The organism is Collinsella sp. TF10-11AT, from assembly GCF_003437565.1.
Taxonomy (GTDB): Bacteria; Actinomycetota; Coriobacteriia; order Coriobacteriales; family Coriobacteriaceae; genus Collinsella.
The window spans coordinates 119,294-143,827 of record NZ_QSQW01000002.1 but is presented as its reverse complement, the minus strand read 5'-3'; the positions used below and the strand labels follow the sequence as shown (position 1 = coordinate 143,827).

Below are 24,534 nucleotides of genomic sequence, written 5' to 3'. Positions count from 1 at the left end.
CCGACAATTTGCTATATATCATACCAAGACAGCGATAGAGCGATACGGGCAGTAGAAAGCACAGTCCGGCGACAATCAACCAAAAAAAGCAGGAAGACGCCAATTATCGATTTGCCAATTTCTACAGCATCACTCAATTACACCCTGAACGAGGTTTTATCACGAAAGCTGATGTGTACGCCAGTTCATGAAGTCGGTCGACAGCCATCCGCGTGAACCGGCCATCAGCCAAAATATGATCGCATTCTCAACCATCGCAACGGCACCTTCCTGAGGAACATGTTATCGGTGGCGACGAACACCCTTGTCCTCGCGGCATGGACTCCCGCGCCGCCGTCGCCACAATCAACGTTCGGCGGTCACGCAAGCACACACGCCACCGTCGACGCCAGAGGTGCATCCGTGAACGATCCTCAAGCCGAGCGTGCCCATGCATGTCTCGAGACCGCCCCCCGTAGCCGTTCCCGCCGTCCAGCCCCGTCACCGCAGGACAGGACGGCCCCAACGTCCATGATGGGGCTGATGGCCTGCTCGGTGAGTGGCCTGGGCGGCGATCGAATGCCTGCCATCCCGTCGGTCGACCTCGGGATGGCAGGGGTCTTCGGCATCGCGTCTGCTAATATCACCTTAGCGGTCCCCATCCATTCTCAATTAATTTAACTTTCACCGCCATAAAATAGAATACAAATGCGCGATTGCCTGGATTTAGTAAAATAGCTACCGCGGAGAAAGGAGCGTCGAGTGCTCAACAAAATCAAGCAATTCTTACCAGCATCCTCCAGATCACTTCATACTATGCACGAGGACATATTCAAACTGCAAGAAAAGCTGGATAGAATATATCAACGCATTGAAGTCGCTGACAACGGCATCAATATGAACATCAATTACAAATTCGACACTATTGCAATTCCGATGATTGAATCTCTTTCTCTCAATCTCGATGCTCATGACGAACATATGAAAATGTTTGCCTGGGAAGAATTCAGGCAGCCAGGTGAGGACATCCAGGAGGCAAAGGAGCGATTCTTTAGAGAGTTGCCCAAAGCAACTGGCGGCCTAAGGCTTTTACAGCTTGGGTGCTCAAAACTATTGGGGGAATTCGATACCCTCTGCAAAGAGAACGACATTAAGTATTGGATTAACTTCGGAACACTTATCGGAGCCATTAGACATCAAGGATTTATTCCCTGGGACGATGATACCGACCTTGGAATCATGCGCGATGATCTAAAAAAGCTATGCAACATCGTTGAAAATGACAACCGCTATAAAATTTCAATTGCTTACGACCGGTTTGTCCACTGTCGACAAGTTAGATTTCTTTACAACGACGAAAACATACCCTGTTTTCTGGATTTGTTCATTTATGACTGGGCTCCGTCAACTGACAACAAATTCGCCGAAGAACAGCGAAAACTCCGTGTTCAAATGGTCGAAGAAATGGAGTCAGACAGAATGCTGGCATTCTGGCATGACGAGCCTTATTACTCGGGCGAGAACAATAGCCTGATTCAGAAGCATTACGACCGATGCCTCGAAAAGTCCAAAGCGGCCGGAATCATATCCGATAAGGAGCACGCCAAGGGCATCATGTGGGCTATCGACAACCTTGATGATGGAAAGCAGAAACAATGGGTCTACCCCATTGCGGACCTCTTTCCCACTAAAGCCATAGCGTTTGAGGGCACACAGCTCGAGGAGCCGAATAACCCCGATTTATTCCTCTGGAGCCGCTATGGGGATATCTACGAGCTTCCAAATGACATTAACAGCCACTTCCAACACGTCAATCATAGCGAGCTGGAAAATGGGTCCTCAAATCTTACCATGAAACGTCTGCTTGATTAATGATAAAAAATCGCCCCGTGTTTACCATGCAATACACGGGGCAATTTTAGTGAGCAAGCTTGCCCTTTACCTCAGTAGTCGAAATTCCAGGAGTTCGATTCAAGTAGACAACATCGCAAATATCTTTCAATGATTCAAAGCGAGGGTCGCCAGCCCAATCGCCTCCCATGCACACAACATCAGCGTGATACATCTTTATGTCCCGAGGCTTTTGATCCCAATTGTCTTCTGGAATTACCAAGTCAACATAACGCAGCGCTTCAAGCATCTCACGTCGCACATCATAGGAATAGAAACTCTTTTTCCCTTTTAGAGCATTGAATTCATCAGTTGAGAGCCCAACGATAAGATAGTCGCCGAGCTTAGATGCCTGTTGAAGAAGGCGAATGTGGCCATAATGAAGAAGATCAAACGTTCCGTACGTAAGTACTCGTTTTAAGGAATGGCGATCGTCTGCACCAGATAAACCGGTCTCAAGAAGATCGGAATTTGCCTCAATACGAACAGACGAAAATGTGCCCATCACAAACTCCATAAAAGAAGAGCCGTCGGTTTGACGGCTCGATAAATACAGGTGCTCCATGGCGGATTCGAACCGTCGACCTTGGGATTAGAAGTCCCCTGCTCTATCCGACTGAGCTAATGGAGCATAAAGCCATGCAAGCACGCCAATAGCGTGTCTACACAGCAAAACAAATTATAACCTACTTAAACTGGTCGTGGTATGCCTTGCACACCTCATCGACGGGACCATCCATGCGCAGGTCGCCTTTCTCGATCCAAACCGCACGCTGGCAAATGCGTTCAACCTGCTCCATGGAGTGAGAAACAAACAACACACTTACATCACCGCTCTCAATAAAATGCTGAATACGACGCTCGCATTTCTGCTGGAAGAACACGTCGCCAACAGAAAGCGTCTCATCAACAATAAGGATATCGGGCTCGGTAATAGTAGCGATAGCAAAGGCAATACGAGCAACCATGCCCGAAGAGAAGTTCTTGAGCGGCATGTCGACAAAGTCTTTAAGCTCGGCGAACTCGATAATATCGTCAAAGCTCGCGTCAATAAACTCCTTGGTATAACCAAGCAGAGCGCCGTTAAGGTAGATATTCTCGCGTGCTGTAAGCTCGGGATCAAAGCCGGCGCCCAGCTCGATGAGCGGGGCGATGTTGCCGTGAACCTTAACCTCGCCCTCACTGGGCTCCAGAACGCCGGCAATGATCTTAAGCATCGTAGACTTGCCGGAACCGTTGGTACCAACCAGACCGACAACCTCGCCACGATGAACATTAAAGGAGATGTGCTTAAGCGCGCGGAACTCTTCAAAGAAGAGCTCGTGCTTTGCAAGCTTAATAAAGTATTCCTTGAGGTTCGTCAAAGACTCAGACGCCATATTGAAGATCATAGTGACGTCTTTAACCTCAACAGCAAGAGGCTGCTTGCTGTAATCAACCGTAGTCGCAGACATAACAGCGCTCCTTAAATATAGAGAATAAACTTGTGCTCGGTCTTATGGAACACGGCGTAACCAACAACTAAAGCAAAAACGGCCCAGAACACGCAAAATCCTAGCGTTAACATGGAAGGCGTCGTGTTAAACAAGAATATATCGCGCATGAACTGCAGGTAGTTGTACATGGGATTCACAACAACCAACACCTGAATCCAATGGGCCATCTGGCTAATGTAATCGGTGGTCCAGAAAATAGGCGTCAGGTACATCCACGCGGTGATAACGACGGTCCACAGGTGCATAACATCACGGAAAAATACGGCAAGCGCCGAGAGCATCATGCCCAAGCCCATGCAAAAGCACATAAGCAAAAACAGGCAAACCGGCAGCAAGATTAAATGCCAGGTAGGAAGAACATGGAACCACAGCATAACCAGCGCGACGGCAACCAGAGAGAAGGCAAAGTTAACGAGCGAGAACAGCACCTTCTGAACCGGGAACACCCAGCGGTGCACCTTAACCTTTTTAAGCAAGGACGACGCCGCGATGATGGACATGAGTGCCTGGTTCGTCGACTCGGACATAACCGAGAACGTAATGTTGCCGACAATCAGGTACAGCGGATACATCTCGGGCGTTATGGAACCATTGCGGCTCTGACCAAAAATGGTCGAGAACACAATGGACATGACGACCATCATAAGAAGTGGATTGAGTACCGACCACGCAACACCCAAAACGCTGCGACGATACTTAATCTTAAAATCCTTAGTGACAAGCTGCCTCAGGATGTATTTGTCTTTTTCGAAATCATTTTTAGCGTGAGAGGCCGGCTTAGCCACCGCTTTCTGACTATCTACGCTGTCAGTCACGGACCATCTCCTTGTCTCGTAATTCATAACAGTGGAAAGTATAGCCTTCAAAGACGGCAACTAACCCAGCGATGTAAATCTGGAAAAGTACGCCATATCAAATACAGGCATCTGACGGCAGGTATACTAACAACCCGTAATAAGTTATGGGGGCATTCATCTTGGACTATACAAACACAGCGGTTATCATTCCCTGCTATAACGAGGCCGTCACCATAGGTAAAGTCATAGACGATTTCCACCGCGAACTCCCCGGAGCCACGGTTTACGTCTACGACAACAACTCAACCGATGGGACGTCCCAGATTGCCTTGGAGCACGGCGCCACGGTGCGGCTCGAACCGCGCCAGGGAAAGGGCAACGTGTGCCGTCAGATGTTCCGCGACATCGACGCAGGCTGCTACCTCATGGTCGACGGCGACGACACGTATCCCGCCGAAGCAGCCCGAGCGCTCTGCGACCCTATCCTTGCGGGAGAGGCGGATATGACCGTGGGCGACCGCCTCTCCAACGGCACTTACACCGAGGAGAACAAGCGCGCCTTCCACGGTTTCGGGAACAACCTGGTCCGCGCCATGATCAAGTGGATCTACGGTTACAGCTTCGAAGACGTCATGACGGGGTACCGCGCCATGGGTCAGCCGTTCGTCAAGACGTTCCCCGTCCTGAGCGAGGGCTTCCAGATCGAGACCGAGCTCTCCATCCACGCCGTCGATCACCGTTGGCGAATTAAGGACGTCCCGGTGGAGTACCGGGACCGCCCCGCTGGTTCAGTGTCCAAGCTCGACACGGTCGGCGACGGCATTAAGGTCATCGCCATGATCGGCACGCTCTTCAAGGACTACCGACCGCTCAAATTCTTCAGCCTCATCGCCCTGATCTTCGCCGCCATCGGCCTCGCGCTCGGCATCCCCATCATCGTAGAGTATTTCCACACCGGGCTGGTTCCCCGCTTCCCAACTGCCATGCTCGCCGCGTGTTTCATGTTCCTGTGCGGCCTCAGCCTGGCAACGGGCTTCATCCTCGACTCGGTCGCCAAGGTCGAAAAGAAACAATGGGAGCTTCAGGTATACAAAACGCGCAATTCAATAGGTGAGTAGGCCTCAATGAACACTAATAAGCGCCTTACAAACTGGGATCTTCTAAGAGCCCTCTCAATGTTTTTAGTTGTTGTTGTTCACATCGCACCGCAACTGGGCAGTTTTCGCGGCATTAACGCTGGCGTGATAGTAGGCACAGGCGCCATTATTTGCGACCCGATATTCTTCTGCCTGTCGGGCTATTTCGCACTGAAACCTCTAAAGAAAAGCTACAAGGACTATCTCTTTGGAAAAGCCCTGTCGTTGCTGCTACCCATCTTTGTGTATGCTGGGCTTCTGTACACCTATAAAGTAGTGACTGGCTCACTTCAGGATACCAACTACATCCGATACACCAGTAGCCTTGTCCAAGGTGGCTGGTGGTTTGTTCCAGCGCTCATTCCATATATTATTATTGCGCCAGTATTGGCAAAAATGTTCGAAGCACTTGATGACCGTACCTGCAAAATTGCCCTGTTCGTAACCTTAGGAATCTACGCATGGGGCGGACTATCATGCGCAGCAAACTCTTTGCTCATAAACTCTCAGCATATAACCCTTGCAGCAGCCGTAAGCATGTTTCAGCGCATCATACCGCGATCGCTGCTTGGGGGAACGTATTTCACGTTCTTTTGCTTGGGGTATTTCGTTAAGCGTGTAACACCATTATTAGACAGGCGGGAAACTAGGTTTATTAAGTCAATAGGTATTCTTTTTTTCATCTTCGATATTGTGAGCGCATATTTTGGTTTCGAAAGGTCCGATCCGAGTTTTAACTGGGTAATCGTGACCGTTGCAATATTTGTTGCGTTTGATGGCATCAAGCTACACTCGCAAACGTTCTCGAACATCATTGAGTGGACTGCAAAAAGATCCTATTCGATTTATCTCTTGCAATACGCAACGATTGAGCTTGCCACATCTGTTATCTATAACGGCGTACTAGATGGCGGATATTCGACGCTTTCATGGCCACTTAGGATAGCCACATGGATATTGGCGACAGCGCTGGCCTACGGACTGGCGCTAGCGGTGGCATCGGTCGTGGACCCCTTCATCATTGGGCCCATCCAGGTAAAGCTTAAACAGTATCGTCAGAATACCGCATGCTAGGCCGTTTAACAGTGAACAGAGTTTCATAGCAACTTACATGATAAAAGGGTGGTTGGGAGTAACATCCCGACCACCCTCCTTTAGAGCTTCAATAGCCGCAATTCGCGAACAGCACCATTACCGTAAAACGAATTATGAGCGAGATTTAAGCGCCTCAATCGCCTCGGAGATAGAAGGCGCATCCTCAAATAAACCATCCTTCATGTCCTCCGTGGACGAAACGCCGCAGGCGGTAAGAAGAAAAGATTTAGCTCGATCGATCAGCATAAACACCGCCGCCTTATATCCCTTTAGTTGAGCGACAAATGAATATACGCTGGATGCACCAAACGAAACAGGACCGTCTTGGGCAAGTAGCTGTTGATAGAACTTTAGGATTCTATCGCTTGCCAGCAACTGTCCAATATCATCAATCGTCAAATACTTCGAAAGTACGCGCTGCAACCCTTGCAGCAATTCCTCTCGATCTGCCTGATTCTTGATATTAAGCAGATCGAACACGAGGAAATCAGCAACGAATAGCAGCATAGAGCGGCCCGACTCGCCTTCGAATCTCCCCTGCTTATCCCAATCCGCCATGATGCAATCAACAACCTGCAGATGCTTCTGAAGGCGCAGCTTCTCATCTTGTGCCATCAAACACATTGCCGAATCCTTGCGGGACAGACGATAGTCATACAACGAGTCAGAAAGCAGCTTTGTGCGAGAAGACCTTCCTAACGTGGCAAACGAAAACACCTGGTCCTCGCCAAGGGTCAGACCAACAGGAAAATAGAGCCCATGATCGCGCAAGAAAGAAAGACGATAAGCTCCATTCCAGGGAAACGGCCTAGTCTTAGCATAAAAGACGAGCTTATCGCTGTAGCCGAAATACTCTTCATCATCTAATGACAACGTCGACGTAAGCCACGGATTGGAAAGCTCGATCGGAAAGGGATCGGCGGAGAACTTTAAGATATCCACTTGGCTGTCATTGTCGAAGGCCTGGCGAACGACATCACAGGCATTAGGCTTAAGCAAGTCATCGGCATCGACAAAAAGGATAATCTCACCACGAGCCTTATCGATACCAAAGTTTCTAGCAGCGGAAACTCCCCGGTTAACTTCGTGATAGATAGCAAATCGAGAATCGCGAGCGGCATACAAGTCGAGCAGCTCGCCCGACCCATCTGTGGATCCATCATCAACACAGATAATCTCGATATTGTTGTATGACTGAGCCGCAATCGAGTCGAGGGTATCCAGTAAGTAGCCGCCGACGTTATAAACAGGGACAACGATCGACAGCAACGGGCAATATAAATCAGACATATTAACGGCGGAGCTTTCTCTTCATCATACGAGCCACCATAGAGAAGCCGCCAGCAGCAAGATACTCGCGAATCGTATTGAGCTTACCGGAGCCCGTAAGCGAATACTGGACCTTAAGAAGATCGGCGTTCTCGGCAAAATCCTTTACACGAGCAAACTCACCAGGATTAAAGCCGTAGCGGTCAAACGGAGCTTCGGCACAAATAATGTTATTCGCCTGCAACTCGTCAGCCATTTCAGTAGAAAAGACGCTAATAAAATCGCGACGAAGTTCAGGCGCCAGCCTGTTAAGGTTCCAATCGTAGTTATAGAACTTCACTTTGGCACGAATAGGATCAAGCGCCGGCTTAAGATCAGGGCGGTCCTCATTTAGGAAGCGCGACATCTCATGATGCTCATCGCAAACACAAAACACCTTGCCCGGATTGTTCACCGAAGAATGTTCATTATCCTGACGATAGTGCAGGAACGCCTTTCCCGAATACATTGCGCGCCGTGCACAGGCAAGGACCTTAAAGGTGAAGCTCGTGTCCTGGAAGGACGCTCCTGGAGTAGGAAGAAACGAGATGTTATTGGAAGACAGAAAGTCCTTACGATACAGCGCAGACCAAATGGAAGGCTTGGCCCAGAATGCGTCGGGCGCATCGATGGGCTTATGTACGCCCATGCCGATCAGCTCTTGACTCATCGCGGGAAAATAGACGTCATGACGATTAAGCCTTGAACTATCGCGAGACGACCAATAGAGCCAGAAATTGCATTTAAAAAGATCGAGCTCGTTGTCCTCGGCCTGCTGAACCATAAACTCAAGCGCATCGGCATCCAAGAAATCGTCGGACTCAAGAATAGAAATATACTTACCCTTGGCGATTTCAAGACCACGATTCATGGAGTCGCCGTAGCCGGAATTTGGCTTATCAATAACAACGAATCGGGGGTCTTCAGACGCAAATCCATTGATGATCTCCAAGGAAGAATCCGTAGAGCCATCGTTGATGCAGATGATTTCAATATCTTTGAGAGTCTGATTCTTCAGAGAGCTAAGGCACTCATCGAGATATTTCTCGACATTGCAAATAGGCACGAGTACCGAAACGAGCGGCTGGTTTTGTGACACAATGACTCCAATACAAGCATGACACATATGGTATGCAACTCAAATGAATCGATTATAACAAATGGCTCTGAACGAGACTGAATCCTCAAAGACCGCCACCTGCAAACAAGCAGACCGTAAGCTACACTCAATACTGGAAGTTAAAGACCTATTGAAACGTCCGCATTAACGGCGTGAATGGATTAGGTCTTTCAAATAATTACGACCCTCGATAAGGAGCATTCAGTGAAAAAAAGATATCCCGAGTTTGATGTCGCAAAAGCAATAGCACTTGCCGGCGTCATCATTGGCCACTCAACATATCTGGGGACACCAGATAGGCTTGCCTCTATTTTCTACTCATTTGATATGCCTCTCTTTTTTATTGTCAGCGGATTCTTTAGCAAGCCCGAGGCTAAACTCACACTCGACTACGTTAAAAAGAATGCCAAATCGCTTCTGATGCCTTATCTGATTACCTGTATAGGCGTAATTGGATGCTCGTTCTTAGGGGCAGTCTTAACAGGGAAAACTAACCCAATAGAGATGGCCAACCACTGGTTTATGGCAAGCCTCTACGGCTGTGGAGGTATCACGCCCGCAACCCCAGCATTCGTATCCGCTATCGGAGCCCTTTGGTATCTCTTCGCGCTTTTCTTTGGCAAAATGCTCCTGACCGTCGTTAATCAATTTCGACATCCCGCAATTTTGGTTCTGGGTTTTTTCTTCTGCGGCAACGTTCTGGCCCAAATCGTTTGGCTTCCTTGGAGCATCCTACAGGCATTGAGTGCAACGCTCTTTTTGTACATTGGACAGATCATTAGAAAGCACGCCCTACTCGATGAAAACTCAATCGAACCCATCTGCTGGTTGTTCATGGCGGGAATATGGGGCTACTCAGCCCTATGCTTTGGAAAGCTTTACATGGTGACAAACACCTACGTTAACGGGACGCAGGATGTCATCGGGAGCATTTTTGGTTCATTGGTGATTCTCAAGCTATGCCAAATGGCTTGCAAGCATATTCCACGCGTCACGAAGCCCATCGCTTGGATCGGAAAGTACACGCTCCCGTTCTTCTGCATGCATCTTATTGAGTTAAACGTGTTTCCCTACCGATATGTTTCCGGTATCGTCGAGAATCTTCCGCTAGCGCCGTGGATCGGATATCTAATTGTCCGCTTCGCTATCATTGCCTTACTTACGGGCATCTTATACGTGCTTCCACGCCCGATTTCCAAATGGTATTTCCAGTCAAAACAAAAGAGCCAAACTGGGCGATAAAAACTATATGCCCCGCAAATGAGGACAGCGCCTCTATTCAATTGAGTAGAGGCGCATATCTTTCTTACTTAAGACAAGCGAAAAACCAGGGGTGGAATCATCAATCGAATCAATGCCCGTCCAGCCAGACTTATGATAACCAGGCATATCCACACCCTCGCGTCCGTTCTCGCCGTAATCTAAAACGAGAAGATACTTGGCACCAGCCTTTTTAACGTCACGCGCAATCAGCGAATCATAAGAAATGCGGTCGAGTCCATGGCGGATTTGCTTGCTGACCGCCGTCTCGCCCTTGCCAAAGGAGCTGAACTTTCGATACATGAGATTAAGGTCGTTTGCGGCATATCCGTAGACACTGCCGTCAAAGGGATTGTTGATAATCAGCTCATCACCGGCCATTTGCTTGACCTCGCCAAGAAACGCCAACTCATCGGACGTCAGATTATTATCGACATCATAGATACTATACATGTAATTAAGCACGCTTTTAGTAAATCCGACCGGGGAATAGTTGTTAATGGACGGGTTGACACTTTCGGGCCAAAACAAGCCGCAGGCAATCAGGACGATGCAGAGCGCCTGGGGGAGATACCTGGCAGAACGGTCCATCCCAACAGAAACGGAAAATGCGCTCTGAACTTTTCTCAAGATAAAGTCGAGACCAAGCGTCGAAAGCGGAATGCTAAACAGTGCGGTCATCGCAGCGACGCGATATTGGTCTGTATACCAAAAGCCTGTAAGGAAATGCCTGATAAAACCGTCTTGAGTAGCATCGACAACAAACAGAACCGCGGAAAATAGATAGACGAAGAAGTAGCCACGGAAGGACCTATTGCCCAAGGCCCAGAGGCTACCAAGGACAACCAGACATGCAAGAAGAATACAGGGCGTATTCTCATTAAAGGAAAAGGAGAATGACCTCCACACGGCATCAAAGATGTACGTAAAGGAAGGCCAATGGAAGTTGATGACCCCTTGCAAAAAGCTTGCTTTCGTCATCAAAAACCAAATGATGGCAACAGCAAAAAGCACAAGGCAGCGTGATGCATAATGGGCAAACTTGGCCGAAATCGATTGCTTGCGAAGCAGCTGGCGCTCAATTAGACCGCCCACACAGACAACAATCGAAGGAACCAAAAGAATGCCAAGCGTGAAAACCGCATTCGGTTGCAAAGCCACTAGAGCCACCATGCCAAAGAGCAAGGCCGCAAGGACAGAACAATGAACCGTGCAAACAGACCGAGCTTCTTCAAAGCTTTGCATAAACCAGATGAAAACAGCGGCAACAGCAGGAACGGCACAAAACGCAGCGAAATTTGGATAGACAGGCCCCCAGTAGAGCAATGTCCAAGGGAAGGCGGTCGAAGCAAGCGTTACGACAGCGGCGCAAATGCCCTTTCGCACATCATCCTTGGTAATAACCGCAATGAAGGACTGAATACCCAAGGGCAATACAAACGCGACGAATACAAAATTGGTGAGGTTAATGGCCGCCATAACAGATATATTGAACGTACGTGCAACGAGAGCGGCAATGATATGCCAAGCAGCGGGATAAAAACCGGTGCTTGCATTAGGACTAAACGCTTCTGATCCCGCCTCGAGATACGATCCAACCGAGAGGATTGAATAGCTAGAGGCGTGCTTCATGCTCTGAATTACACTCAAATGAAACGAATTGTCATATACCTGAAGAAAGTTATCCGGCAGACCAATGCCGCGAACAAAAAAATAAACCGACACGGGAACAGATAGGGCAAGGGCGCACAGATACGGAAGCTGGGAGACAATATCGTTATCAAAAAAAGCGCTTCGTCCGTGAAAGCGGAAATAGCACGCCATGCCACTGACCACAGCAAAGAAGAACAACGAGATCAATAAGGCAAAATAGCCACCGGCGACTCCAACAAACCGGAGAATGATGCCCATAAAGACCAAAAAGAAGACACTGATTACAGGGCCAAAGGAAAGAGACAGTTTAAAGGGAACTCCAAATGCTCGCGATGCCAACATGCCCGGCAAAATCAATGCAAAGGCCGCAATAAAAGCTTCGATGAACAACAGCGACCAACTCATGAAATACCTCACGAACGAAGTGAATAAACAATTTGAAATCTAATTTTATTTCAAATGGACAACTCCCGGGAAGTCATATATTAGACATAGCAAAACAGCCATATAGAACGAAAAGCATAGAAGAAGAATGGGTGCCAAGACACTGAAAGTACCATAGAAAAAATATAACACTGAGAAACTCAATACAGTAATGAGTGAGCCAAACAGTTTCATTTCCTCTTTGTATCAAGCGCCGCAGCCTGAACTAGCGAATTAAGGCGCTCTTCCTGCTTTGACAGTCGTAACGAAATTCTGAAATCACGAACCACTAGGACTGCTAAAACATATAGAAAGACAAGATTTGATGCAGACATAAATCCCAACAAGTTTGAAAAAAATGAGGCAATTTCCGGGAAAACGCCAAGCACCACGAAGCTCGTGCTAAATAAAAGCCAAAAAACAGAATCCAAAACCTGCATTCTGCATCTTTTGAGGTTGTGTACAACGAAAATAAAAACAATCACAGCGCAGGCAACAAGAAACACGCGCAAGGAAGTTGACATGCAATCACCTAAACCATTGAACAATAAGAAGCGTGACAAATACTCGAACCATGTATTGAATCGACCTAATTGGATTTAAATAGCTCTCTCCACCCTGCCGCTCGCGCATGGATACCTGTATTTCCGATACCTTATAACCTTGCTTGATAAAGAAGGCGATGGACTCGGGTTCAGGATTGAGCGTATCGTTGCAGGAATATTCTTTTAAAACGTCTCGATTGAAAAGTCGAAATCCAGACGTAGGATCGCTAATCCTTTTACCAGTTAACATTTTAATAATGAAAGTAATCATTCTCGAACCAAACATGCGCATTGACATATCTTTACGCATCGACAAAAAACGAGAACCAATTACTATGTCAGCGTTGTCAAATTGAGCCTTCGAAACAAGCTCCGAAATATACTCAGGCCGATGTTGTCCATCCGCATCGAATTGAACCATGTAGTCGTAATCATTCTCCAGCGCATAACAAGCTGCCGTTTGAAATCCAACCGTCAAGCCGCAGTTAATTAGCATATTAATAACATTGCATCCCAAATTCGTACAAAGCTCGAGAGTGCAATCTCGAGAGCCGTCGTTAATGACGACGAAGTCAAACTCCGGGGCCACTCTCTTTAGTTCAAGAATAGTGCCCTCTATGCATTCCTCTTCGTTATAAGCAGGAATCGCAACAAGAACTTTTGGCAAATTCGTCACGTACGAACCGTCCTTAAATATCAACATAATGCTTTACGGCATCATCTAGGTGATTCTTTATACATTCGATAAACAAGATAGATGATAACTCTTAGTACGATAGCAAATTTACGGCTGTTTGCACTCCTAACAGCATCCATATCAGTCTTCCGATACCATAGGCACTTTAATAAAACTCAAATTACAGCCAAGCCGTTGTCGACAAGAATTACAAGTGCGACAGCTCGCTCGCGGAATCCAGCCAGTAAAAATCAGATGTACGCTGGAGTAAAAGCTCCAACAAGCCCCCTAGTCTTAGCCTGACACAAAGAATGAATGGAATAGCCTTCGGTAGCGTGCCTCGGTGGCCTCCTTGGCCGGGCGCCACCAGGACTCGTTGGCGACGTACCAGTCGATGGTCTGCTTCAGGCCCACGGCGAAGTCGGTGTGCGCCGGGCTCCAGCCGAGCTCGCGCTGGAGCTTCGTGCTGTCGATGGCGTAGCGGCGGTCGTGGCCGGGGCGGTCGGCGACCCAGTCGAAGTCCTCGGGGTCGCGTCCCATGGCCTCCAGGATCATGCGCAGGACGGTGATGTTGTTCTTCTCGCCGTCCGCTCCGATGAGGTAGGTCTCCCCCATGCGGCCCTTGGTGAGGATGTCCCAGACGGCGCTGGAGTGGTCCTCGGTGTGGATCCAGTCGCGGACGTTCTCGCCGCGGCCGTAGAGCTTGGGGCGGACGCCGTCGACGATGTTCGTGATCTGCCTGGGGATGAACTTCTCCACGTGCTGGTAGGGGCCGTAGTTGTTGGAGCAGTTGGAGATCGTGGCGCGAAGCCCGTAGGTGCGGGTCCAGGCGCGCACGAGCATGTCGGAGCTGGCCTTGGTCGAGCTGTACGGGGAGCTCGGCTTATACGGCGTCTCCTCGGTGAACTTCGCCGGGTCGTCGAGCGCCAGGTCGCCGTAGACCTCGTCGGTGGAGACGTGGTGGTAGCGGATGCCGTGCTTGCGGACGGCCTCCAGCAGGCGGAAGGTTCCCTCGACGTTGGTGCGCAGGAAGGGCTCCGGGTCGGCGATGGAGTTGTCGTTGTGGCTCTCTGCGGCGTAGTGCACGATGGCGTCGTGGCCCGGGACGATGCGGTCCAGCAGCTCCGCGTCGCAGATGTCGCCGACGACGAGCTCCACGCGGTCGGAGGGCAGCCCCGCGATGTTCTCGGGGTTGCCGGCGTAGGTCAGCTTGTCCAGGACGGTGACATGTACGCCCGGGTGGTTGTCCACCACGTAGTGCACGAAGTTGCTGCCGATGAAGCCGCAGCCGCCCGTGACGATGATGTTCTTGAGAAGCAATGGTGACATGCGATCGTTTTACCCATTAGTTCCAGAAAGCACTTTTTCAACCAAAGACGCCGTCTTATCCCATGAACTCTCATTTTCAACCATGCGTCGACATAAACGAGACTGCTCAGCCAACTTATCAGGGTTTTTGACAAGCGAATAAATGGCCTGCTCAACATCCTCGGAATCCATAGAGCTAATAATTGTTCCGAAATGCTCGTTTGGAAAAAGCTCTCGCGCCCCGCCCACATCCGTAACAACAGAAGGACACCCGCACGAAGAAGCCTCTAGCAAAGTTGTAGCAAAGCCCTCCGACCGTGTAGGGAGACACAGCAGATCGGACTGCTGAAGGAGTGAGGAGATGTCGGAAGATGAAAGCCGTCCAACCCATCTAAGCGATTCACCTTGAGCATCATCAACTTCTTTTGATAATGCACCATCACCCGCCAGAACAAAGACGACGCCAGCTTCGACAAGCCTGCGGCTTCTCGAAGCCTCAAGAATGGCTTTAATGCCTTTTTCAGGAATTAGCCGTCCGACAAAACAGACCAAATAGGACCCAGCTCCTACACCAAGCTCATTACGAAAATCTCGCCCCGACGACATCTCCCTGAATGACTTAGCATCGATTGAGTTGGGGATAACTCCCTTTGCTGCAATACCAAAAGACCTAAGCCACTCAACACTCTTGCTCGAAACGCCATAATAGTCTGGATGGAACCGCTTGCCCAAGGCCGTTATTAGGCGCTCATATGTACGGACCAAGGGATCTATCACTGGATTACTGAATGAAAGATAAGCCGAACCATGATCAAGGACAACAGGCGTTATCCCCATGCTCTTTGCAAACCTAATGCCGTAAAGCGAGTGAATATAGAAACGAGCATTTACAAGAACGCCATCGAAGTGCTGGCGCTCAATATGCTTCCACAATTTACGTGATAAAGCATTTAACTTAGGAACGGGAAAGCGTCCCGAAAAAAAAGGAAAACAGGGCAGGCGAAGAACATCTACCCCGTCTTCATCGGTAATACCGGCACCTAAACCATTTGTATCGTTCGTAACCACCAATACCTCATTGCCGCGATCAACGAGTGCGTGCGCCAAGTTGTAGGTGAAGTTTTCAATGCCGCCCATATGAGGCGGATAAAGTGCGGAAAAAAGAACGTAGCGAGATCTCATACTATTTCTTGGGCTCCCAAATCTCCCCATTCCCAAAGTCAATTAGAAGGGGTAAATGGGTATGGCGGTCTTCCTCTTTGGGAATGGCACGCCAATCCCCATACATCGTTGTAAGATACTTGTCGGTTAGCCTCGGAACCGGATAGAGTTCTCCCTCAAACTCCGCTTGGGCAAGAGGAAAAATGTCATCCACCGAAACAGGATTCATATTTGGCCAAGCAAGAGTTAAACACTTCCTGCCAACAGCGCCAACACTGCTATCAGGAATAGCGCGATTGAACTGGCGCTGATACTCAAGGGGGTCCTTGTTGGACGCTCTCTCAATAAAATGCAGCGCCTTGCAACCAGCTTTTTCGATAAAGCCAAGGAAGCCTCGATGAGGAACAGTGATATTCCCAGAATGGTATAGGTAAGAACGGCGCTGAGCATTCAAAGCAAGTTTGAGCTGACGAGATCTAATCTCAGGCTCCTCGTATAGATAGTCGTATGGAAAGACATCGACGAAGATACCCATAGCGGATCCGGAATCTCTCCCCTCCTGGTTCTCGAAGCGAGTGCCATCCTTATAGACTTTACAGAACATCGCCGCATAACCAGAAGAATTACGAGAATCATGGAAGGAATAGCCGTCGGGCAATTCAGTGGAAGCAATGCTGCAAAAACGAGCGTAATCAGAACGCATCATCCCGATATCAATATCATCATCCCAAGGAATAAACCCCTTATGGCGCATGGCGCCAAGACAAGTGCCCCCGTCAAGCCACCATTTAATTCCAAACTTATCGCAAAGAGAACCAACTGCATTCAGAATAGAAAGTTCAACAGCTTTAAGCTGGGTCAGCGCACTATCGTCTGTCATATCAACCTCAAAATAAAACCTTACAGTAGCAAGTCGCAGTTAATACCGCTTCACAGCATTATGGAATGGAAAGAGAAGAATAGCTCAAGTAACAAAATTAATCATACGCGTCTCATAATAGAGCGTCCAATCATCCGCTACACCGCTGTGCTCTGAATGAATGCAAGATATGCATCAAGAATATCCCCTTAAAATGCATCATGCTGCAGGTGAACTCTAATTTAAAGTTAGGTACTATTGTTAGCAACGTATACCATAATGACCGTGGAAAGACGTAGATGTATTTATCAATTATTATTCCAGTTTATAATTCAGCCAATTATCTTCGCCGCTGTCTTGATTCAGTCAAATATCAATCTTTCACAGACTATGAAGCCCTTCTTATAGATGACGGCTCCACGGATTCCTCTGAAATAATTTGCAAGGAATATGCTGAAAATGATGACCGATTCAAATATTACAGACGGCCTATGAACGGTGGGGCATCAGCCGCCCGCAACGACGGCATAAGGCTCTCATCGGGGTCATACATAATGTTTATAGACAACGACGATTGGATTGAAGGCTCCGATGCCTTTGCTGCATTGCAATCAACAATACAAAACAATAATGAGCCTGATATCGTTGCTTGGCCAATGGGTGAGTATATCGAATACGTTGGCAAGTTGAATCTTCCGGTTGTTCCTATATCCAAATCGATTAATGAACTGGACTTTAAAACTGCCGTCCTCTCTCTACTGAAAGAGAATAATTATTATTCATCAGCCAGTGGCAAAATCGTGAAAAAGCAGCTGGTTGTCTCCAATAATTTAAAATTCAATGAAAACCTTAAGCATAATGAAGACAGTGATTGGTCGTTAAAACTACTTTACTATGCCAAATCAATCAAATGGGTTGATTCAAGCTACTACGTCTACAGAAGAAACTCCGCATCATCCACGAGCAGTAAAGCAAACTGTGCGAATGTAGTGAATTCCATAGAGTCCATTATCGATAAACATCTATCTGCAATCGAGACCCAACCAATTAACTCGCAAAATATTATAGTTGCGAATAATTTTGTTGCATATTTATTCGTGCTGTTAGTCGCAAATGTTTTCTCAATGCCCAAAACCGACCAGAACAGAATTAATTACATAGCGAAGCTGAGGAAAAATCTATGGATTCTAGAATATGATGCGCAGACGCGAGTTAAATTTGCAAGAATCATTTGTTCTTTATTTGGATTAAATATCCTCGGTGAGCTTCTCTCAAAAGCGCTAAATACCGAAAAACGTAGGCTCAAGCGGTAAGGCTAGGAAACATTGTCAAGTAAACTCAGTCTTAAGCAGAATATGTTGTGGAACTCCGTTGGATCCGTGATTCGACTTTGCTGCAATTATTTAATAACAATTGCTGTCGTCCGTTTTTCGCATGGGTTTGATGCTGCGGGCGGATTGGCATTAGCCATGTCAATTTCAAGCCTTGTTCAACCAGTTGCCGAGTTTAGATTGCGAACCATTCAGGTAACGGACGTCCAAAATGAATTAAAAACTGGCGAGTACCTTGGACTTCGTTTGGTAAGCACCACCTTAGCGTTTGCTTTAGGTATTGCTTATTCACTTATAACGTGTAGCTTGCAATCACTGCCCGTTATCGTGCTTTATCTAATATATTCAATGGCGGTTAACCTAATTGAAGGATTCCATGCAATTGACCAAAAGCATCTGCGCATGGATTTCATCGGCATTTCTTACATTATTCAGGGTGTCAGCAGTCTTCTCTTGTTCATAATTGCTCTTTCAGTTACCAATTCGCTTGAAGCTGCTGTCGGAGTCATAGCGATTGCAAACATCATGGTTTTATTTCTTTATGACAAAAAGAAGGCAAGCTTACTTGAGCTAATTAAGCTCAAATTAAATCTAAACAAATCCATTAAGGTGCTGTTGTCCTTAACCCCAATCGTGCTTGCCCAGATTTGCAGTAGCTCTGTTCTGACAATTCCAAAACAGGCTTTGGCGGCTTCATTTGGAGCAGCGGCATTGGGAATCTATTCTTCGGTAGCATCTCCGGCAACCATTGTTCAAATGGGAGCAGGCTATATATATAGTCCATTGCTTGGGGAATTTGCAGCCCGATTCAATGAAGATAGAAGGAAAGGGCTTCGGTTATTAAAGAAAGTAGTCGTGTATATATCCGCGGCTACTTTTGGCTTATCGGTGCTTTTGCTAGTTTTTACGCGCCCGATCCTGGCGATTTTGTTCGGGTCAAAGATCATTGCGTACACAAATTTACTTGGTATGGTGTTAATTTGTACGTATTTCACCGCTTTTGCCTGGTTTTTTAACGATTTGCTTCTGTCAATTAGAGATTTTAGAGGAAGTTTTTTCGGCAACATTGCCGCGTCTGCAATGTCTATCGTCTTATCATTCATTCTTGTGCCTCAATTAGGAATGAATGGAGTGAGTTTAACCGGTGCACTATCCTATGGGTTGGCATTAGTATTTATGCTAGCGTTTTTTGTTAGCGATTATCATAAAATGCAACAGAGAGAGAATGAGATTATCGGTTGATTTCCGATTGCAGCCGAACATATTGAGCTGATAGCTCACTCCTGCATTTACCGAACGCCCCCGAGCCCCCATCCGGGCCGCGGGGGCGCCGTTTTCCCAGCTGAAGGAACAGTGGAGATGTGTTTCGACAGGTCCGGTGGCCATGTTCCGCCCTCCGCCAGGTACCTCTTAGCAGACTCAGCCGGACGGTCGGTCCGTCTATTCCGTTTTCGCCTTCAGGCTAGCCAGAGGGACATCGCCCCTCTCTGTGCGCGCCCGCCCTATGAGCCCCGGGGTCAGGTCGAGATCGTCGAGCGCCGCGTCCTCCACGCCATAGGCGTCCAGCAGCGCCGCCGCGTCGTTGCCGAGTATCGCCGGCAAAGCCCATTTACACTTATAGCAGCACGACCAGGCGCAATATTATTCAAATAAATAACTTCATAATCGATTCCACTTGTCAGCGCAGACCCGTTAATGACAAAAACCGAGACCTCTGGAGAAATCGTATCAACGGTATATTCATATGTTGACGAATCGATAACACTTTGAAATCAGCTGAATTTAAAGCCAAGCGATTGCCATCCGATGACACAAATGTCTATTGCCCCGATTGAGCTATAGAGACATCAACGCCCTCAACAACACAATCTTCGCTTAATGAGAAGGCAACCGTGGGGCTTAAAAGGGGAACGATATTAATTAATGCTAAGCAAACCGCACTCATAAAACTGAAATAACGATTTCCCGACATTTCACTCTTTCTGTCGAATTAAAGCGTTGTCGTTCATCTATCAGATTCTAGGGCGGATTCCCTTCATTAAACGGACGCTAGGGCCACGTTCTCATAATAAGATTTTCACCTGATCTCGAACGGTTAAGCCAATTAAGCGAAAGTAGTTACATCAACCAACTACTCAATACGTAACAACCTTTGTTCCATAAGGAATATTATAGTAAATCCATTTTGCGTTCTGAATCTCAAGACGAACACATCCCGCAGAGGATGGAACACCCATCGTGGGATCCATCACGCGATTGCTATTAACGTAGTAGGGCGAAGAATGGAACAGATAATCACCATAGAATTGCGTGTAATAATAGCAAGTATATCCATGCCCAAAGGAGTATCCCTTTCCGTAGACTTGATACTCCCCTATCACAGTTGGCGTGCTAGCTTTTCCCGTCGAACATACATAGCGACGGTTTAAGGACCAATTATTCCAGGATCCAGTGTAAATACTCGTAACGCAACGTGACGTATCGACAAGTATCAGCCAACTTGTATTGCTTGAATAGCTTTGAGCCTTAGCATCCATATAGTCTGACACCCACGCGCCGTTTGCCATAAAGTAATTCCAAGTCCCGTCGACAACTCGCCAGCCAGTAGCCATAGCGCCACTAGCGTCAAGCCAATACCAGATGCCGCCCAGATTGAGCCATCCTGTCTGCATGTAACCAGACGAATTCAGGTAATACCAAGATCCGTTAACGGCAACCCAGCCGGTTTTCATAACGTAGGTAGATGGGTCCAAATAGAACCAGGAGCCATCCTTGTACAGCCAGCCAGATCGTGCATAGCCAGCGGTCTCATCAAAGAAGTACCATTTTCCGTTAACGTTCTTCCATCCAGAGCAGGGGGAGCCATCGGTTGGATCAGCATAGAACTTGCACCCTCCAAGCGTCACAAAACCGTGAGCTTCGGCTAATTCGCCATCACCGTTTGTTGTAAATAGCTTTCCACTACGCAATGCTCCACACAATGAGCCATCAGAACCAGCAAAAGCCTTAGACGGCTCATCCTGGACCGAGTCCTGGACATCTACCCATTCACGACAAGCAACAGCGCCTGAAGCTTTTGCATAATAGCTTTTCCCATTTACAGAAAAATGACCTAGCAGCATTTTGCCGTCGGCGGCAGGATCGAGATAATAGTAATGGCTATTGTCCTTCAGCCATCCCGTCTTTACAATGCCCGACGCATGAGAAGGCTCAGCGTAATACCAGTCTCTATCGCTCATAAACCAGCCGAGTGACAGCGCTCCCATTGAAGAAAAATGATATTGATTGGATCCGATGACAAAAAGCCGGTAGCCATTCTATTGTCATTTGCGACATTGAGCCAATACCAAACGCCATTCACCAAACGCCAGCCCGATGCAAGTGCGCCGGAACCGTCAGCGTAATACCAGTCCGTCCCATCAAACGCCCAACCAACAGCCATTGCGCCGGAATCCGATAAATAGTAACGAGACGAACCGACAGAAACGATTCCTCTAGACATAACACCATCATTGGCGGGATCAAGCCAATACCAGTTATTGCCAGTTTGAAGCCAGCCGGTTAAGACTTCACCATTACTACCCCAATACCATAAACCGTTATCAAGGCACCATCCATTAATCAGTCCATAGGTTCCAAGAAGATAAGGGTGCCCATCAATAACACGACGACCAGTAGCCATAGAACAGCTGTTAAGGGAGTCAAACCAGTACCATTGGTCTCCAATAAACTGCCAGCCACTTGCTAAAGCGCCTGACGGACCCGCGAAATACCACTTATTTCCAGTAAAAATCCAGCCGCAGCTCATTGCGCCGTCACGAGCGGGGTCCAAGTAGTACAACGACTCGTCAATATTCTGCATTCCGGTCAAACGACAGCCATCTAGATAGTAATACCAGGACAAACCGTTCCATTGCCATCCAGATAGTTGTTCTGTAGTCGACGGGTCATGGCTTTCGACAACCTGTAGGCTCGAATCTTCCGTTGTATTGCCGGCACAATCGCTGGAGTCTTGAGAGCAACCGCCACCGACAAATGCTCCCGGCCCTCCTGTCGAGTCGCGCTCTACGACACCGTTATCCGCCCCCTCTTCCACGGCATAAGCAGTGCAAGAAAATGCGGGGGCTGTAACTGAGAGTAAGGCGGAAAATAGCATCAAGCCAATTACTCGCCAGCAAATTCGATGATCAATCCGAGCATTCATTTCAGGCCCCCAACCGGTACCGACTGTCTTGCAGGGAATCTATTAAATAAACGGACGAGCTGCGCCGATTACATTTCCCCTTGCGCTAATAGGATGAATTCCGACACCTTGATGAGGCCAGGAATCAATCATCAAGCCGCCGCCAAGCGCAATCGCAATATGCCCGCGGTAATAAATCACATCGCCGCGTTGAATCGAGTTCGTGCTCACGGGCATAAAGATATTGCTTCGATACCAATTCATGGAATTGTAGGTTTGGCTTGGATCCCAGCGATGGTTATAAGGGTTGTAAACACCCATATCCATGCCAGTAGCATAAAGGCACTGCAAGACAAAACCAGAGCAATCAACAGCTCCGCCGGGAGCGGTAGACCAAGGCTCAATATATTGCGTACCGATATACTCATAGGCACGCTGAATAAAGGCATTCACGCAATCTTCCCGTGTTGCTTCGACAGAAATGCGAGAAGGGGTCACATAGGTAAAGTATCCGGTGCAATAGCTAGGCAGCTGAACAGTCCAAGAACTGACCTGAGGATACTGGGCTGGATTTTGCCAGCCAACTTTGTCGCACTGGCCATCGCTCCAGAAAACTCGACGAACGCCATCGATGGTCCTTGCCCCCGTTGCCATAGCGCCGCTGCCGTCTGACCAATACCACTTACCCGAATCTTTAAGCCAGCCAACATGCATGCTTCCATTGGACTCAAGGTAATACCATGTTCCATTCAGGCATTTCCAACCAGTTGCCATTTTTCCGTCAGCGTTTAGGTAATACCATGCACCACCAGTAAAAACCCATCCGGTCTTCATCACGCCAGAATCGGCATCAAACCAATACCAATCGCCGTCAATCTGCAGCCATCCAAGATGAATGGCACCCGTTCCGGGCTCAGCGTAAAACCTTAGATTTGCGACATTAACCCAGCCGGACGCAACCTGCCAACCATCAGCTCCAGCGGTTTTTAGGATAGTGCCGTTTTCGCGAACCACATCCTTGCAAAGATATCCATTATCATCAGCGTATCTTTGGACGCCGTCATTAACGGTAACCCAGCTTGAAACCACAAGCCTACCGCTCTGGTTTGCAAAACAATCGTTGCCGCCCACCTCAAATAAGCCCGTTTTCATGAGATGGCTAACAGGGTCCAGGTAATACCAGCTCGTGCCCTCTTTATACCAGCCAGAAATAAGTGCACCAGATTGGGAGGCGAAATACCAGCCGTCCTCGACCTGAGCCCAACCAACAGCCATAGCCCCGTTAGGCTTTAAATAATAAGCTGCATTGCCAAGGTCTAAATACCCAACGGACATCTTACCATCGGAGGCTGGGTCGAGATAATACCAAGCGCCGTTAACGAGTTTCCAGCCAGTGGCCGCAATACCGTTAGAGCAGTAATACCAATCTGCTCCGTCTTTGTACCATCCATTTGCGAGGCCATAGTCACCAAAAATATAGGTTCTTCCATCAATCTTTTGACGACCCTTAAACATGATGAACGTCTGTGAGTCAAAATAATAGTGAGCCCCACCTATCGTTTGCCATGACGAAGCAAGGGCACCCGATGAATAAGCCCAGTACCAATTCCCGTCAACGAGAATCCAGCCGGTTTTCATAGCACCAGTGGCATCTAAGTAGTATTTCCCGCTCCCGAGGTCGACAAAACCAACCTGCATTATATGGGTGGCAGGATCCAGGTAATACCATGTGCCGTCTTGATAAAACCAACCAGCAGCTAAATCGCCTCCAGCATTGGCATAAAACCAATTTCCATCTGAGTTACGTAGCCAGCAGTTCTGATATAGCGCGCCAAAAGGCGTTGCGGCATTGCCGTCATTCGCATAAAACGAAGCAGTCGATCCGCCAGCATCGGTCACATTGAAATAACCTGTCTGCATTGCACCATCATTGGCTGGATCAAGCCAATACCAATAGCCCCCGCTTTGCAGCCAGCCAGTCTGGTGTTTACCGTTTTTTCCGTAATACCAAACTCCAGACGACTCGTCTCGTTGCCAGCCATCTTTTATGACGGAAGAATTATCAGGTTGCAAATCATCGGAAACCACAGAAGAAAAATCCGCTTTTGACTCAATACTATGAGCCTCAACGGAATCCTGTGCAAACGCGACATTCGCACTCAGGGGCAAGCAGCAAGCAGTGATTAATGACGCAGCAGCACAAACAAGCGTGGCCTTCTTTTCGAATCGATACATAAGCGACCCTCCCAGATATCTCATTTATTTATTTTAATCCACATTCCAGGATTGATTTTCGTTACTGTCTGTTCAGTCT

General features: G+C 48.0%; 20 protein-coding genes and 1 tRNA gene. 6 read left to right on the top strand and 15 right to left on the bottom strand.

What is annotated here, in order from left to right; all coding sequences use genetic code 11:
• The first annotated feature begins 741 nt into the window (after positions 1–741).
• A complete protein-coding gene (locus tag DXC99_RS02090; protein ID WP_117629139.1) occupies positions 742–1,851 on the top strand; it encodes a phosphorylcholine transferase LicD in 1,110 nt (369 codons plus the stop codon).
• A 46-nt stretch (positions 1,852–1,897) separates the two neighbouring features.
• Here the strand turns inward: DXC99_RS02090 and tagD are convergent, their stop codons facing one another.
• From tagD to DXC99_RS02070, 4 genes are all read right to left on the bottom strand, one after another.
• Entirely contained in the window at positions 1,898–2,374 is a 477-nt protein-coding gene (gene tagD, locus DXC99_RS02085) for a glycerol-3-phosphate cytidylyltransferase (RefSeq protein WP_117629138.1), read from the bottom strand.
• A gap of 52 nt (positions 2,375–2,426) precedes the next feature.
• Positions 2,427–2,500: transfer RNA gene (locus DXC99_RS02080), tRNA-Arg, on the bottom strand.
• Between the two features lie 55 nt (positions 2,501–2,555).
• Complete coding sequence (locus DXC99_RS02075) at positions 2,556–3,323, bottom strand: ABC transporter ATP-binding protein (protein WP_117629137.1); 768 nt, start codon at positions 3,321–3,323, stop codon at positions 2,556–2,558.
• Between the two features lie 11 nt (positions 3,324–3,334).
• Positions 3,335–4,180, bottom strand: coding sequence for an ABC transporter permease (locus DXC99_RS02070; protein WP_233505646.1), 846 nt, complete (start codon positions 4,178–4,180; stop codon positions 3,335–3,337).
• Positions 4,181–4,341: 161 nt separating this feature from the next.
• On the opposite strand from DXC99_RS02070, the gene DXC99_RS02065 reads away from it, so the two are divergent.
• Together DXC99_RS02065 and DXC99_RS02060 are read left to right on the top strand one after the other, a co-directional pair.
• The gene (locus tag DXC99_RS02065; RefSeq protein WP_233505645.1) at positions 4,342–5,280 is read left to right on the top strand and encodes a glycosyltransferase family 2 protein; all 939 of its coding nucleotides are present in this window, start codon (positions 4,342–4,344) and stop codon (positions 5,278–5,280) included.
• Between the two features lie 6 nt (positions 5,281–5,286).
• Entirely contained in the window at positions 5,287–6,372 is a 1,086-nt protein-coding gene (locus DXC99_RS02060; protein ID WP_117629134.1) for an acyltransferase, read from the top strand.
• Positions 6,373–6,504: 132 nt separating this feature from the next.
• Here DXC99_RS02060 and DXC99_RS02055 read toward each other — a convergent pair whose 3' ends face one another.
• Both DXC99_RS02055 and DXC99_RS02050 read right to left on the bottom strand, forming a co-directional pair.
• Entirely contained in the window at positions 6,505–7,683 is a 1,179-nt protein-coding gene (locus tag DXC99_RS02055) for a glycosyltransferase (RefSeq protein WP_117629133.1), read from the bottom strand.
• A 1-nt stretch (position 7,684) separates the two neighbouring features.
• Positions 7,685–8,800 (bottom strand): glycosyltransferase, encoded by a 1,116-nt coding sequence (locus DXC99_RS02050; RefSeq protein ID WP_158551606.1) that lies wholly within the window; start codon positions 8,798–8,800, stop codon positions 7,685–7,687.
• A 225-nt stretch (positions 8,801–9,025) separates the two neighbouring features.
• Between DXC99_RS02050 and DXC99_RS02045 the strand changes: the two genes are divergently transcribed.
• On the top strand, positions 9,026–10,063 hold the full coding sequence (locus DXC99_RS02045; RefSeq protein ID WP_158551603.1) for an acyltransferase family protein: 1,038 nt from the start codon (positions 9,026–9,028) through the stop codon (positions 10,061–10,063).
• Between the two features lie 33 nt (positions 10,064–10,096).
• Here DXC99_RS02045 and DXC99_RS02040 read toward each other — a convergent pair whose 3' ends face one another.
• From DXC99_RS02040 to DXC99_RS02015, 6 genes are all read right to left on the bottom strand, one after another.
• On the bottom strand, positions 10,097–12,139 hold the full coding sequence (locus tag DXC99_RS02040) for a DUF6541 family protein (RefSeq protein ID WP_117629130.1): 2,043 nt from the start codon (positions 12,137–12,139) through the stop codon (positions 10,097–10,099).
• Between the two features lie 209 nt (positions 12,140–12,348).
• Positions 12,349–12,681, bottom strand: coding sequence for a DUF2304 domain-containing protein (locus DXC99_RS02035; protein WP_117629129.1), 333 nt, complete (start codon positions 12,679–12,681; stop codon positions 12,349–12,351).
• A gap of 4 nt (positions 12,682–12,685) precedes the next feature.
• Positions 12,686–13,378, bottom strand: coding sequence for a glycosyltransferase family 2 protein (locus DXC99_RS02030; protein WP_233505644.1), 693 nt, complete (start codon positions 13,376–13,378; stop codon positions 12,686–12,688).
• 294 nt (positions 13,379–13,672) lie between these two features.
• Entirely contained in the window at positions 13,673–14,707 is a 1,035-nt protein-coding gene (gene rfbB / locus DXC99_RS02025) for a dTDP-glucose 4,6-dehydratase (RefSeq protein WP_117629127.1), read from the bottom strand.
• A gap of 9 nt (positions 14,708–14,716) precedes the next feature.
• Positions 14,717–15,868, bottom strand: a complete 1,152-nt coding sequence (locus DXC99_RS02020) for a glycosyltransferase family 4 protein (RefSeq protein ID WP_158551600.1) — start codon at positions 15,866–15,868, stop codon at positions 14,717–14,719.
• Position 15,869: 1 nt separating this feature from the next.
• A complete protein-coding gene (locus tag DXC99_RS02015; protein ID WP_117629124.1) occupies positions 15,870–16,727 on the bottom strand; it encodes a phosphorylcholine transferase LicD in 858 nt (285 codons plus the stop codon).
• 278 nt (positions 16,728–17,005) lie between these two features.
• Here DXC99_RS02015 and DXC99_RS02010 point away from each other — a divergent pair, with 278 nt between their 5' ends.
• Both DXC99_RS02010 and DXC99_RS02005 read left to right on the top strand, forming a co-directional pair.
• Positions 17,006–18,019: a glycosyltransferase family A protein gene (locus tag DXC99_RS02010; protein WP_117629123.1), complete on the top strand. Its 1,014-nt coding sequence runs from the start codon at positions 17,006–17,008 to the stop codon at positions 18,017–18,019.
• 66 nt (positions 18,020–18,085) lie between these two features.
• Positions 18,086–19,279, top strand: a complete 1,194-nt coding sequence (locus DXC99_RS02005) for a hypothetical protein (protein ID WP_199408843.1) — start codon at positions 18,086–18,088, stop codon at positions 19,277–19,279.
• Between the two features lie 893 nt (positions 19,280–20,172).
• On the opposite strand, the gene DXC99_RS02000 is transcribed toward DXC99_RS02005, so the two are convergent.
• Genes DXC99_RS02000 through DXC99_RS01990 form a run of 3 tightly spaced genes read right to left on the bottom strand, consistent with a single transcriptional unit; the run spans position 20,173 to position 24,455 of the window.
• Positions 20,173–21,276: a L,D-transpeptidase gene (locus tag DXC99_RS02000; protein ID WP_118372799.1), complete on the bottom strand. Its 1,104-nt coding sequence runs from the start codon at positions 21,274–21,276 to the stop codon at positions 20,173–20,175.
• On the bottom strand, positions 21,273–22,241 hold the full coding sequence (locus DXC99_RS01995; protein ID WP_117629120.1) for an N-acetylmuramoyl-L-alanine amidase family protein: 969 nt from the start codon (positions 22,239–22,241) through the stop codon (positions 21,273–21,275). The genes DXC99_RS02000 and DXC99_RS01995 overlap by 4 nt, the downstream gene beginning before the upstream one ends.
• A gap of 42 nt (positions 22,242–22,283) precedes the next feature.
• Entirely contained in the window at positions 22,284–24,455 is a 2,172-nt protein-coding gene (locus DXC99_RS01990; protein ID WP_158551597.1) for an NlpC/P60 family protein, read from the bottom strand.
• Positions 24,456–24,534: the final 79 nt, after the last annotated feature.